This window comes from Ruficoccus sp. ZRK36 (assembly GCF_019603315.1).
Classification (GTDB): domain Bacteria; phylum Verrucomicrobiota; class Verrucomicrobiia; order Opitutales; family Cerasicoccaceae; genus Ruficoccus.
The window spans coordinates 3,022,189-3,035,296 of record NZ_CP080649.1; the positions used below are offsets into that span (position 1 = coordinate 3,022,189).

Consider the following 13,108-nt stretch of genomic DNA (forward strand, 5'->3'; position numbering starts at 1 on the left):
GCACAGCAACAGACGCATAGTTTATACAGATATACTAAAGCTGGATTTGAAGGGACGGTGGCGTATCGCCCGGCAGGACTAGTCCTGCTGAATCGTCCACAAAGTCCGGTTATCGATGACTTCCTCGCGGCTGAGCATTTCTGCGCGTCCGTCAAAGTAAACGACCCCGGCGTAGCCATCATAGCGATACGCGATCGCAGAGTTAGCATTGATGTTTTCAACGGTTTCCTCGCCCACATAACGAGAGGCACCGTAAATCTGTATCTGCCAGTCGAGTGCATCGGCAAATGCCAATGTTTTGGCCGGATTGGTGACGGTCAGGGTTTTCGCATTGCGGGATGTCCCCGGCACACCGTAAGAGCCCAATCCGGTGTAGTTGTACCCATAGGAACGCTCGATCGAGCGGGTGCCATCACTCTCGTAGATATTTGCCCACGGAGATAGCAACTCGTCCGGCCAACGGTCCAAGTCCGAAACGCCTAGATAAACCGGCGCAAAATCCGGATTGCGGTGCCAAAACGTACCATAGGCTCCATCTTCATTAAACGAACCAACCGGCACATATTTACCCTCATGCTCGTTGGAGTAGAGGATGTTTGCGGCCTGTAAATGCCGCAAGTTGGAAAGGTCCTTGGAGATAGCCGCATGCTTCATGACCTCCTTGGAGACAGGAAAGAGCATCGCCGCCAAGACAGCTATCACAGCGATGGTGATCAGAAGCTCGACCAGAGAGAATCCTCGGGGATGGATTCGCGTTTGTCGACGAGGGGGGTAGAACATGCCTAATAATATAGCCGACCATACCTAAAGGTGCCCGCCAAATAAATTCGATACATATCGACAAGACTATCAAAGGGATAGAGGGCGCATGAAAAATGGCGTATATTTCCCTCTATACCCAACCCGGCGCACCGAGGGTATTTGAGGCCAAAAAACAGAGGACACTGAAATTCCTGCCGGGAGGCTTTTTGTCGGCCTCCCGGCAGGGTCAGCACGCAGCTCAAGGCACGACTTCGCCCCACGAATAGCCGACGCGAATATCATCCAACAGGTAGTAATTCGTCTCATCCACCGACCATGTGCGGCCCATTAGCCCGATAAACCCGTCCGAGCCAAGATCGGTCCCGGTCACGGTGCGGCTTGCCTTGATGGCTGGGTCGGTCGTGAATTGATCGGATGAGCTCGGGTTGAGCCAGACCGTGGCGGTCTGATAGTTACTGCCATCCCAGCCGGTATACTGGACCACCATGAAGTACGTCTGGCCGTACTCCAGCACCGTAGAGACCTTCGCATCGGAGTTAGCGACTCGCCCTCCGACCTGCGCGGACTTACCGATGATACCCGTCGTATCATTCGCGTAAGAAGGTGTCGCATCGAGAGCCTGCAAGCCGAAGAACGGCCCCGGCCCGCTGGTCGGCAGGGGGCCTTCCCCACCCTCCACGCGGAAGATAAAGCTGACGAAGTAGTCATGGCCGCTCAGGTCAACCGCGGGCAGCAGGTTACGGGAGAATGCGGTGTTGCTGGTACTCGCGAGCTTCATCGTATTGCCACCGCCGAGGGTCACTCCACCCGGCAGAGAATAGGTGATCTCCTCTTGGGAGACTGTCGCGCCGCTGACGGCAGACCAGTCACCGTCCCAGCCATGGTCATTACCCAGACCGTTGAGAGCTGTACCGGGCCAGTACATGTCAAAGCCATCCGTGCCCCCCTGCGGGACAGGCACCACCTCGCGCCAGGTGCGCCCCACACTCACATCGTCGAACAGATAGTACGCATCCTCACTCAGAGAGACAGTACGCACCTGCACGCCGATGAACCCATCCGATCCCTGACCGCTGACAGTGCTGGTCTTGGTCGCCTTCACAGACGTATCGGCCGTGAACTCGTCGTTGATATCCGGGTTGAGCCATACGGTGGCCGTCTGGTAGTTGCTGCCATCCCAGCCGCCATACTGGACCACCACGAAGTAAGTCTGGCCATACTCCAGAACGGTGGAGATGCGCTCATCGGCATTGGCAACGCGGGCACCTGCCTTGCCGGCCTTACCGGTGATGCCCACGGTATCGTTCGCTGGATCGGGGGAGCTGTCACGCGCCTGCCACCCGGCAAACGGATTATAGCCGCTGGTCGGCAGGGCTCCCGTGTCACCCTCGATGCGCATGAGAAAGCTGACATAGTAGTCTTGCCCGGTTGTATCGGGATTATCGAGGACATCGCGCGCGAATGCGTTAGCGCTGTTAACGTCCACCTTCAGAGACTTCCCGCCCCCGAGCTGAAGCTCTCCGAGTGTGTAGGTAATCGCCGTATTGGACACCTCGATCCCACTCACGCTGGACCAGGCGCCTTTCCAGCCGATGCCGCCGGATTGCCCATTGAGCGTAGAGCCGGTCGTGTAGCTGTCGAAGTCGTCAAAGGCGAACTGCACCTGCGTCGGTGTCGTCCCGAGCATGTGCACGATGCGATAATAGGAAGTATCGGATCCGTGGACATCAGCGAGGTGCTCAGCGGCCACGACCAGCGGCTGCTCGTAGTAGACCCTGGAAGCTAACCGCATGACCTGAATCGAATGCCATACCGAGCTACTGATACTGGGCCATGTCCATGCCAGCTCACCGCTCAGGTAGGGAGCGATGAAGTTGTAGGCCATATTCAGGTTGCGGCCATTCGGAGCTGTGTAATGCCAGAGATCCTCCCCGGCAAACTCGGCACAGCGGGCCAACGCCGTAAACGCCTGAAGACCGTAGATCGAGTACATGAAGGAATTCGAACGCGCCAGCTCCAGCGGTAGGCTGCCATCGGCAGCGATCTGCGACTCGATCAGGTCTTTCCCCAAATCCACCATGTCCAAAATCCGCGCTGGATGACCGGTGTACTTGGAGAAGGCCGCTACCTGCGCCGCGTACCAGGAGCCGTGGTTGTTGGCCATATTCCTTTCCAGGATCCCAAAGTCGCTCTCCAGCAACCAGGTCGTGTAGTCGTAGAACCAGCTTTTCAGCGCGTCGTTGTACGCCTCGGTCCAGCTATCCGAGAGTGTCAGCAACTGCACACTATCGAGCATGTCGATCAGCACGACCGTCTCGATGATGCCGTAGTAAACCCCTTCGGAAACCCCCGGCTGCCCGCCCGCGTAGTTCAGGCTCGGATTCATCCGGGTGGCCGGATCGATAAACCAGGTGTAGAGCAAGGTGGCAGCCTTGCTGGCATAAAGCTCATCGCCCGTGTAGAAGTAGGCCAACGCCAGCGTATCGACTTTGCTGACCATCGGGTTGTAGACCTTTTTGTCCCACTTGTCCGATTCCTTCGCCTCGGGGTTCTTGTAGCCATCGATGCGGATATACGGCATGCCGTCCGGCGTGTCTGGATTGGGCCAGGAGTAGTTGCCGATCGCGTAGTAATCGTGCTTGTCACCGGAGGGAGCCGTCAGCTGCTTGTCCATGACAGAGGCCGGCACATCATCGAGGTAACTGTCAGCTTTATTGATAAGAGCCTGATACGCATTCCACACGCCCGGGTCTGGGCTCGCGGAGCGGATCTCATTACGGATAGCCACCAGCTCTTCATAGTTCAGGTTGACCAGCATCGAAGGCGTCGCAGCCCGGGATGTTGTAGGGGAAAAACAACTACCGACCAGAAGGGCCAATATGAACACGGGTGTAGGAAGACACTTTAGGGATAACATCATGGGGTAATGGGTTGGGGTTAAAGAACATGCAACGTCCGCTGCACTTCACACCATAACCTTGATCCTCAAGACACCTAAACGATTTTCCTACTGCACTTGTTTAGTGAAATAATTTAAAATACTTAACATTATCCTTAAACATCCGCATGAGCAGTGAGTTTGCGCTACCGATAAATCACGACGTGAAATAAAATACGCGCTATACAGAATTTGGTATAGACACATAGCAATGTGAAGATAAGACAATCCGTCCTCATATCCCACACCTAGACTTATCATGAAGCTGGGCAAAAAACGCCTTAGCGAACACTGCCACACCGCATCCCCTTGCAAGCGTTCAGAGCCGCATCATTGCGGCCTTTTCCGGACAGGGCTCAAACCACCAAAATGGTGGTCGTTACTGGACTCGAACCAGTGACTTCCACAATGTGAATGTGGCGCTCTAACCAACTGAGCTAAACGACCGGAAAAAGGAGCATCTTGGGCGTTTGAGAGAGGAATTCAAGCCATGAATGCGCAAAAAAGTGCATTTACATGGACGGCTGCCAGAGATCAGCTCCAGCAGCACGGGGCGGCGTAGTCCGCCAGACTCGCCTACCTGCCTGGAGGCGGCACCGGATTGGCAGGCGGCTCCTGCTGCCCGGTCTGATTTGCAGTATTGGAGTCATTATTCGAGCGGATCAGCCGCCGACGCGGGATGATCGGCCCGGACTTGCGACCGGTGCTGCTCGTCGAGGCTTGCCTGACCATCGTGGCTGGTGAGGTCACCGCCTTTACACTGGGGGAGATGCTGTTGCTGATCTGCATCGGGCTGTCGTCGGGAGAGGCCATCGCGATCTCCTCTGTAGACCCGCCCGTACTGATCAGAATGCTCTTGCGCAGGTCGTCATAGCGCAGGATCTCAAAACCTCCACTCGTCTCATTGAGCTCGAGCCAGTAGCCTTCATTTTCCTTCTTGTCGAAGATACTGAAGCGCGTCACGCCGTTGATCTCGATCAGGCCCCGAAACTCCAACTGGCGGCTAATGGCGGGGGCCACTGGCGGGGGGCGTGTCGCGGTGGTGGCAGGCTTATCGCCCCACCCTGGCGGCAGAAAGGGCGAACTGGCGACCAGGTTGGTATCCGTGGCTGCTGCTGCACTCCCACAAAGCCCCGCACCCGCGAGGAGTAACCAGCGGGCGACTTGGAGCATACGGGACTGTGAAAACAGCATCATCTGTCGGATACCTATTATTTAACCCCTATTCCATGAAAAAGTATCGATCAATACGCAAATAATTGGCCCCAGACCAAAAAAACGGATCCACCCGTGGGTGGATCCGTTGTCAGAAAGAGTCTTCGAGTGGCTCAGAAGGGTACGTCTTCGTCCACATCCGGCTCGTTTCGCGGTGCTTGGCGCCCCGTGGTGCGAGGAGGAGGTGAGCTCTGGTCGTAACCACCGCCAGCGGAGTCTTCGCGCCCACCGACGAACTGGAAGTTCTCCAGCACGACACCGAGCTTACTGCGCTTCTCGCCGGTCGACTTGTCGTCCCACTGGTCCAGCCGCAGCCGCCCCTCGACGAAGACCGCACGGCCCTTGCTCAGGTACTTGGCAATGACTTCGGCCTGACGCCCGAAGGCGTCAATGTCGACGTAGGTGACTTCCTCGCGCTTCTCACCATCCTTGGTGTTGAAGGTACGGTTCACGGCGATCCCAAACTTACAGATGGACATGCCGCCCGGGGTGACACGCACCTCGGGGTCGCGCGTCAGGTTTCCCAGAAGAATGACTTTGTTAAATGAGGCCATAAGAGGAGCCTGTAGGCCCGTTCGCTACGGGTCAACTGTCATCCGGAGCTGCGGGGCGCTTTTCGCCTAGTCCTTGGACTGGAGGAGAATGCGGTTGACCTGCTTGTCGAGGCGGAACTTCTCGTGGATCTGCGTGGTGGCTTCGGCCGGGCCGCTCAGGGAGTACTGCACGTAGATGCCTGCCTGGAAGTGGCGGTCCGGCGTGCGGATGAATTCCTTCTGACCGAGGTTATCCACCTTGGTCACCTCAAAACCGAGGCTGGAGAAGGCGTCCTTGACCTTTTCGATCAGGGTCTCCACCGCTTCGGTGTAGTTACGGGTGTCAAGAATGACGGTGGCCAGATACTGGCGCTGGGTTGCTGTGTCGCTCATGCTGATTCGGAATGTGATCGTGTGTTAAGTTGATTCATGGCCGCATCCACGCCCCGGCTCAGGAGCAGGTGCAGGCCTTTGGTATAGTCGGGCATCCGGGTGGTCAGGACGGCATTTTCCGCCTCCGTGAACCGGCCCAGAACCCAGTCTTTTAAATCCATCGCCGGGTGGGTCTTACTGCCGATCCCGATGCGATACCGCAAAAAACCGGCTCCGGCATCACGCAGCAGACTGGCGATCCCGTTGTGGCCACCGGCGCTGCCGTTCACGCTGAGCTTGAGCCGTCCCAGATCGAGATTGATCTCGTCGTAGATGACCGCTGCAGCCGAGGGCGTGAGCCGGTGGAAACGTAGCCAGGCTCCGAGGGCTCGGCCGCTTTCGTTGACGTACGTCAGCGGCTTCATGAGCACGACGGGCTCCCCGGCGAGGCTGACCTTCGCAGTTTCGGCCTGGAACTTCTTTTCTTTCTTCCAGACCGCTCCCTGCTCGGTCGCCAACGCATCCACCACGGCAAAACCGATGTTGTGGCGTGTCCCGTTATACTCCGTCCCGGGGTTTCCCAGGCCGGCGATAACGGCGATGGACATGACTATTAAAGAACGTGAAAGGGAGAGAAGCTTAGGCCTCTTCCCCGGTTTTAGCTTCGGCGTCGTCGCCAGCAGCTTCGGCTTCATCCTCAGCAGGAGCTTCCTCAGCCATCGGAGCATTGCACATGACAACGACGGTTTCGGGGTCGCCCTGATAGGTGACGCCTTCGAGCTTCGGCAGAGCGGAGACGTGGATCATATCGCCGACATCGAGGCCGGAGACATCCAGATCGATCTGCTCGGGCAGGTTCTTCGGCAGGCAGGAAACCTCGACCTCGTGCAGGGCGATTTCCAGCGAGCCTCCGCCGGTCTTCACACCAACGGCTTCCCCGTGCGTGTGCACCGGAATCTGAGCGGTGATCTCCTGGTCGGCACTCACTTCGAGGAAGTCGATGTGCTCGAAGCGGTCGGTGCGCGGGTTGCGCTGGGTGTCCTGGATGAGGGTCGCGGTCTTGCCGCCCTTGTCATCCTCGAGGGTCACGATGGTGGCCGAGCCTCCAATTTCACGCATGAGCAGCATAAAGTCTTTCTCGGTCACGGCCAGCTTTTCGGAGCCGCTTTTTCCGTAGATGACTGCAGGGATGCTGCCCTGTGCGCGCAGGCGGCGGGAAAAGCCCCGGCCCTGACCTTCGCGTTTTGATACGGATAGGGTGTGTTCTGACATGGTATTCTATTAGGTTGGCCGGTACTTCCGGCGATGTGGAAAAGCGGGACAACGTAAGGGCTCGACCACGAAAGGCAAGGCTAAGTTTTATACACGCCAAACGCCCTCCCACCCTGTTGTCTTCGGGGGTTCCAGGTGCCTCACCCTCCCCCTTTTCGAATATTTTTGAAAAAAGCTTTAAATTCATGCTTGCCAAGCCCTGTCCAGTAACGTTTCTTTTGCCGCTTTCCGCTATGTAGAGTTGCCCGGTAGCTCAGCGGTAGAGCAGGTGACTGTTAATCACTTGGTCGCTGGTTCGATCCCAGCCCGGGCAGCCATTTTCAGGGATGAGTCCCTGTGTGACAAAGGGGGCCAGAGCGCGACTAACTGCGTCATTCACAATCGTTTGCAAATCTTGTAGCCCGCCGGACTTTGTGACAGGTTGTGACCGTAAAAGCCCTTCTTGGCCGCCCAATGGAGTGCAATTTGGAGTGCACCCCTCTGAACTGAAAACTTCCTCCAGCGTCTTGTTCACCGCCAGCTTGGCCATATTCATGTAATGTTTGGCTGTGGTTGAGGAATCCTTGTGTCGCAGGATGGACTGAATAACGAGCAGGGAGACGCCACGCACAGCCAGCCAGTGGCCAAACGAGTAACGGAGAGAATGAAAGTCGTGGTCTCCAAACTCATTGCGGTACACCAATCCGGCTCGTTTCTGGTCTGCCCGAAACTGTTCGGAGCCCGGCAGGCGGAACGCTAAAACCTTGTCCTCTGGCTTCCATTTCGTCGGCCGCATGGAGTGCAATTGCGCCACAACCTTGGGCATTAGGGGGATTTGCTCGCTGGTTCGGCCTTTTGAGTACTTGGCGCGGATGATGGCTTGTGCCTTCCCGTCATCGATGAACACGTCCCCCCAGCGCAGGTTTTGCAGCTCGTTTTTGCGCAGGCCGGTCCAGTGCAACAGCCATATTCCGATGCGATAGTCTGCCCGATGGGGAGGCTTGCCGTAGCGCATGAACGTTTCCAGCTCGTCGTCCGTCCACTCGCGGCGGTTCTTGGTCTCATTCCCCCGTGTCTCGCACTTCTCGATATACTCCAGCGGGTCCCGTTCAATGATTCCCTGCTTTTTCAGCCAGTTGAGAAAGGCCCGCATGCTCAGCAGGTACTCGTTTATCGTCTTGGCTGAAAGCACCCTACCCGTCCGCTGACAAACCGGAGCCTGTCCGCGCCACTGCTCGAAGCCGGTTGGCGCTATGTCACCCAGGTCTTCCCAGCTGCAGGACTCAGCCAGTGTTTTAATGCGCGTCACCGTGTCGTGAACGTGCTTCTGTCGCAGCCGCTTGGCTGTGTGTGAACGCTCGTAGTCGGCGACGAGGTCGAGGATTTTCCGCGTAGGTGCGCCAAACAGATGAGACGGGACCGGCAGGCCTTGCTCTTGCAGGGCAATCCCCTGCTTGAGTTCCTTCTCGTGCTTAAGGGCGCGGTCAAGATGGGTGGTACGTAGCGAGCGAGTTGTTTTCTTGCCGTTGATCCAGACTGAGCAGGAGTACGTTTTAGAGAACTTCCCGTTGCCGCGGGGTTGTCTGAAAACGCTCATTGGATCAGGCCATAGCGGTTTTGAGATGACGCGCGATGAACTTCTTCAAATCCCGCAGCCGGTAACGCACGTTACGCGGTCCAAAGACGATCTTTTTCAGCCCCCGGTCTACGTAGCGCGAGATCTCCCGCTCGGAGCATTTGCAAAAGGCAGCCGCTTCCTTGCGGTTAAGCAGGCTGTCGTCGTTCAGTGTTTCCTTGATTTCACTCATTGTTTTTTACCTTTCCCAGTTCGGATTGATTTTTTTGGTCGGATGGCGTCTGTCAGCCCACCGATTGATGCGCTGGCAAATTCTTTGAAAAAGTCCCAATAGCTCATGCCGTTTTGCTCCAGCACGACCCCAAGCGGAATGCGCTCATTACTTTTGCGCCACTCCAGAAAATCCCCTCTCCAATCCGGGTGCGCTCCTTCGAGCTCTTCGCGAGTCACCGTCCCCTTGATGATGGCGCGGTCTTCAATGTCCCTGCGCCACTGCTGCGCCTCAATTACAGGCACATACCCGTAAGGCGAATCCCGGTAAGTTTTCTTCTTGCCCCAAAGGTTTGTTGCCTGATGGGTCGTGTGAAAAAGGAAGATCGTCAAAGTGCCTTCCTTGATCTTCTTGTGAACCGCTGCCCGCGTGACGGGGCAATACATGCACACGCCACCGGGAGACACACAGGGGCCAACCAGCTCAGTCACCGCATTAAACCAAGCCCCGCACTCTTCGCTAGGCCCGTCTTTCCGGTAAATCCGCGTCCCCGGATCGGGCTCCCCAAGGACGGGATAAAGCGACTCTGGCACCTCGACGTAATCGATCATGGTGCGCAATTGTGTCCACTGGTTTATTTTCGTCAACCATTAAGCGTACAAAAAAATATTAGGCCAATTTCGCCTTAAGCTCTTGAAGCTCATCGGGCAACTGAGCTAATGATGCATTGCGGACTACTTCTTGCCACAATTGAAACACACGAGTAGTATTGCCATCGGGGATACTCCCTCCCTTTACGGCTGAGTCTAGCAGGCTAGCCGACAATACGGCCTGCGGAATAGACGAAAGGGGAAAATGCTCCATTTGCAGCCTACACTTATTATAATTACCAAGAATTGAGTCTAAAAGACTACATGCATCTTTTGCATTAGTTATTTGGTTAAATTTTCTATCATTATTATTAACATGATGAAGGAGTAGCCATAACTCAAAGCAGGGGCGACTCAATGCAACACGAATGCCCTCTTTGCCGGCACGAGACAATGCTTTCATGAATGATTTTCGATGCGTACCTTTAATATAGTGATCGGTATCTAGCAGCATCCACCGTTGATCTCCGGTCTCAATATTATAGTCCAAGAGCCGGTTTAAAACATGCTCCGCCGAAGATGTTCCATCCTCAGTGGGTATAACAACAACGTGCAAACGCGCACCAAGGAAGTGTTTTCGATAGGCTGAAAAATATTGCGAAGGAGCATAGCGATCATCGCAGGCCACAACATAAAGCCGATCATCACGATATTGTTGTTGGTCTCTCTTTAACGGTCGAGGTTTTCGCCGCTTAGAGTTCATTTAATGCATCCCCCCTTTTTCGTAAGCTATCAATGCCAGCCAAGAAAGGAATGGCCCCAAAGCGTCCTTCTAGATAATTTTTTTCGATTTTAAGATCTCTCCGAGGCTGAAAGTCCGATAGTGAATACATCTTACTAGCACCTCGCTGATCTTTTTCAGCAAACCAAACCTCATCCCGCCTAAGCAACTCTTGATCGAGCAAGTGCGACTCATGTGTTGTCACGATCATCTGGCTTCGGCCATCACAGCATCCACCGAGAAAATACTCCATAAACTTATGTATAAGCAATGGATGCATACTACGCTCGACTTCGTCGATAACAAATACTGCATTCTTTTGCTTCATATCGTGAAGTGCTGGCAATAAATTAAGTAATCGCTGCGTTCCATCAGACTCTTCCGAAAGGTCCATGGAGATGTCTTCTCCATTCTCATGACTATGAATTGACTCAATGTTAATTAAGGAAAATTTGATGCCATTTTTCTTATCTATGGATATTTCTTGAGTCGGTCCAATTTCAACAACTCCCCTACTGTCCTCAGGGAGGCTTTTAACGAATTTGTCTAAAAAATCATCCGATCTCAAGTAGATGCTGATTTCGTCATCCTTAATTTCCCTCTTTATTACATTAAGCCTGTCAATGCCAGTTGATGATGCATGCAAAAAATCACTAGAAAACGTTAAGAAATCGCTGTCCTCGCTTAATACATGCCCAATTGGCTTAAACTTACTGTCGGGCGTTACCAATGTAATGCCAGTGTCGAACCACTGAATGACATCACGAATAGAATCATTAAAACTATTCTGCTCCAAGGTTGCTCGTATTGTAGCCAAGAAAGATTGCTCCTTGATTCCACCGACATGCGTTAGTGCTCGAAGCTTTTTATCTGCAGACTTAAGCCCCTTTCCATCCACTGTCACATTGCCGTTCTTATCTGTCGATCGCTCGTAAATTACATGTTCTCGTTTGCCTTCTATGAGGATCAACCACTCATCTATAATTTTATCATCATCAACTGAAATCCCAAACCGATAAAGCTTATCATTGGAAATGAACTGAATATCAAAGCAACTATCTGTGCAATTTTCCTTGGAAAACCTAAACGGTTCTCTTCCGGTTCCACTGCCTTTTTCTTGAGCGTCTAAGGCTAATGACCTTAAATACTCTAATGCTTTGCAAAAATTAGACTTTCCAGAACCATTTGCTCCATAAATTACGCCAGCCCGTAATACAGACATGTCGCTATTTGGAATAGGCACTAAATGGTTTTTTTGGTCATTACCTGCTCTAGAACTGGCAACAAGAGAAAATGTAACTTCTTCGCTAAACGATCGGAAGTTAGAAACTGAAAACGTAACAATCATGACTTTTTGAGATTATTTCTCGGAAGGATATAGATTTGCCCTTGGTTTTACTAGAAAAAACGACCATTTTGCCGATTTTTTCGTAAAAAAAATGTCTTACATCTAGGTACACGAATCCAATGGCCACCATAGTGGGACTGCCGAAGGAGTTCATTTGCAACATCCCAAGTCAGTCGTATGAGTCGCTCTTTTAGCCTCCAGCTAGCAATCGAACGGCCTCCGCAGGCGTTAATATCTGGACCGGGGCGCAGGTTTTGGGCGGGAAATGGGCGGTGTTTCCAGTCACTAGAATTTGATCGGGAGTGCTCAGGGCCGTGCCCAAGAAAACTTCGTCGTCGGGGTCGGGAAGTTCGGGGGCTTCGGAGGGGGTAACCTGTGTGGCGGGGCCGAACGATGTAAGAATGGTGGCCACGATGGTAGGCGGCAGCTTGAATTTGGGGCGCGATAAAACCATTCGGTACTCAGCGAGTATTTGCGAGGACCACGCGAGGCGTATCTTTCCCTCGATGGCAGCGCGGAGGATCTTGTCGCAGTTGCCGCCCGGCGTGAGGACGGCAGACACTAAAACGTTGGTGTCAATGACCCATACGGGGACGTTCATGCCTGCTTGGTTTTCTGCTTGCGGGCTTTGCGTTCGCTGCGGGCAGCGGCGATTTCGGCGTCAATCTCGTCCATCGTCAGCTCACTGGCTCCGGTGCGGGCGGCTTCTGCCTGCGCGGCATCCAGTGCCCGACTCATGAGCAGGCGGCGCAGCGCGTCCAGATCAGACTCTATGCCGTTGCCGCTGGCCGGAACGAGGTAGGCCGCAGGCACCCCGTTCTGAGTGATGACCTGGGGGCCTTCGGCGTTGGCCTTGCGCATGACCCTGCCGGGCTGCTTGGAAAGCTCGCGAGTGGATATAAACGATACCATGCCGCTACCGTAGGACAATTGTCCGATTTCATCAACATAAAAGCCAAATCTAAACTACCGAAGAATTTGCATCCCTTCGGCCAGTAGGCTACAAGACGATATTGGCTAAGTGCTCAACGGATGATCAACTCTCAGATTCTGGAGGATCCTTGTACGCATAGACATCGCTTAAGTCTACATGGTCAACTTCTTCAGTGATGTAGTTTCCCGATTTATTGGCTACGATTCGATACGCTTTGCCCATTGGTAGAGGCGTCATCCAATGCCATGACAATGGCTTAATCCCATTTTTAGTTATCTCATACCACATGCCGTTTGCGTCGATTCCCGTGATCCCATCATCCGCCCTGATATAGTAGAATGATGCTCCGCCACCCGGGTCACTGTACAACTCTATGCTACCGATCGTATCGCCAGCTAGCGCGACTACTAGTATTCGCTTATGGTCCTTCAGGTATGGGTGTTGATCGGCCTTATGAATCTTGAGATCAAGTTTATCGTTATGTTCCCTGCCTGAAGGAGTGCAAGAGGAGACCAGCAGTAACAGCGACAAGCAATATACAAGCTTCATGGTGAATACCCTGATCCTAAAGCTATTGTATCTTAAAAATCAATATAT

14 protein-coding genes and 2 tRNA genes are annotated in these 13,108 nt (G+C 53.8%); 1 reads left to right on the forward strand and 15 read right to left on the reverse strand.

Translation table 11 applies throughout. The annotated features are described in order from the left end of the window. Positions 1-78: 78 nt before the first annotated feature. The 8 genes from K0V07_RS13225 to K0V07_RS13260 all read right to left on the reverse strand — a co-directional run bounded on the left by K0V07_RS13225 (position 79) and on the right by K0V07_RS13260 (position 7,092). Entirely contained in the window at positions 79-780 is a 702-nt protein-coding gene (locus tag K0V07_RS13225; RefSeq protein ID WP_220621862.1) for a prepilin-type N-terminal cleavage/methylation domain-containing protein, read from the reverse strand. Between the two features lie 220 nt (positions 781-1,000). Beyond that, the gene (locus K0V07_RS13230; protein WP_220621863.1) at positions 1,001-3,580 is read right to left on the reverse strand and encodes an alginate lyase family protein; all 2,580 of its coding nucleotides are present in this window, start codon (positions 3,578-3,580) and stop codon (positions 1,001-1,003) included. A gap of 490 nt (positions 3,581-4,070) precedes the next feature. After that, positions 4,071-4,147 (reverse strand) — tRNA-Val (locus K0V07_RS13235). Positions 4,148-4,276: 129 nt separating this feature from the next. Then, a complete protein-coding gene (locus tag K0V07_RS13240; RefSeq protein WP_220621864.1) occupies positions 4,277-4,873 on the reverse strand; it encodes a hypothetical protein in 597 nt (198 codons plus the stop codon). Positions 4,874-5,028: 155 nt separating this feature from the next. Next, positions 5,029-5,469 (reverse strand): single-stranded DNA-binding protein, encoded by a 441-nt coding sequence (ssb, locus tag K0V07_RS13245; protein WP_220621865.1) that lies wholly within the window; start codon positions 5,467-5,469, stop codon positions 5,029-5,031. Positions 5,470-5,535: 66 nt separating this feature from the next. Further along, the gene (locus tag K0V07_RS13250; RefSeq protein ID WP_220621866.1) at positions 5,536-5,841 is read right to left on the reverse strand and encodes a 30S ribosomal protein S6; all 306 of its coding nucleotides are present in this window, start codon (positions 5,839-5,841) and stop codon (positions 5,536-5,538) included. Further along, positions 5,838-6,428, reverse strand: coding sequence for an aminoacyl-tRNA hydrolase (gene pth / locus K0V07_RS13255; protein ID WP_220621867.1), 591 nt, complete (start codon positions 6,426-6,428; stop codon positions 5,838-5,840). Before pth ends, K0V07_RS13250 begins: the two co-directional genes overlap by 4 nt. Before the next feature lie 31 nt (positions 6,429-6,459). Then, on the reverse strand, positions 6,460-7,092 hold the full coding sequence (locus tag K0V07_RS13260; RefSeq protein WP_220621868.1) for a 50S ribosomal protein L25: 633 nt from the start codon (positions 7,090-7,092) through the stop codon (positions 6,460-6,462). 242 nt (positions 7,093-7,334) lie between these two features. On the opposite strand from K0V07_RS13260, the gene K0V07_RS13265 reads away from it, so the two are divergent. Continuing rightward, positions 7,335-7,409 (forward strand) — tRNA-Asn (locus K0V07_RS13265). A gap of 1,263 nt (positions 7,410-8,672) precedes the next feature. On the opposite strand, the gene K0V07_RS13275 is transcribed toward K0V07_RS13265, so the two are convergent. From K0V07_RS13275 to K0V07_RS13305, 7 genes are all read right to left on the reverse strand, one after another. Further along, complete coding sequence (locus K0V07_RS13275) at positions 8,673-8,879, reverse strand: helix-turn-helix domain-containing protein (RefSeq protein WP_220621869.1); 207 nt, start codon at positions 8,877-8,879, stop codon at positions 8,673-8,675. Then, the gene (locus K0V07_RS13280; RefSeq protein ID WP_220621870.1) at positions 8,876-9,469 is read right to left on the reverse strand and encodes a hypothetical protein; all 594 of its coding nucleotides are present in this window, start codon (positions 9,467-9,469) and stop codon (positions 8,876-8,878) included. Before K0V07_RS13280 ends, K0V07_RS13275 begins: the two co-directional genes overlap by 4 nt. A gap of 58 nt (positions 9,470-9,527) precedes the next feature. Next, positions 9,528-10,211 (reverse strand): RloB family protein, encoded by a 684-nt coding sequence (locus K0V07_RS13285; protein WP_220621871.1) that lies wholly within the window; start codon positions 10,209-10,211, stop codon positions 9,528-9,530. After that, complete coding sequence (locus K0V07_RS13290) at positions 10,201-11,577, reverse strand: ATP-binding protein (protein ID WP_220621872.1); 1,377 nt, start codon at positions 11,575-11,577, stop codon at positions 10,201-10,203. Before K0V07_RS13290 ends, K0V07_RS13285 begins: the two co-directional genes overlap by 11 nt. A 190-nt stretch (positions 11,578-11,767) precedes the next feature. Further along, positions 11,768-12,178: a putative toxin-antitoxin system toxin component, PIN family gene (locus K0V07_RS13295; RefSeq protein WP_220621873.1), complete on the reverse strand. Its 411-nt coding sequence runs from the start codon at positions 12,176-12,178 to the stop codon at positions 11,768-11,770. Next, positions 12,175-12,489 (reverse strand): type II toxin-antitoxin system prevent-host-death family antitoxin, encoded by a 315-nt coding sequence (locus K0V07_RS13300; RefSeq protein WP_220621874.1) that lies wholly within the window; start codon positions 12,487-12,489, stop codon positions 12,175-12,177. Before K0V07_RS13300 ends, K0V07_RS13295 begins: the two co-directional genes overlap by 4 nt. Positions 12,490-12,613: 124 nt before the next feature. Beyond that, entirely contained in the window at positions 12,614-13,060 is a 447-nt protein-coding gene (locus K0V07_RS13305; protein WP_220621875.1) for a hypothetical protein, read from the reverse strand. Between the last annotated feature and the right edge of the window lie 48 nt (positions 13,061-13,108).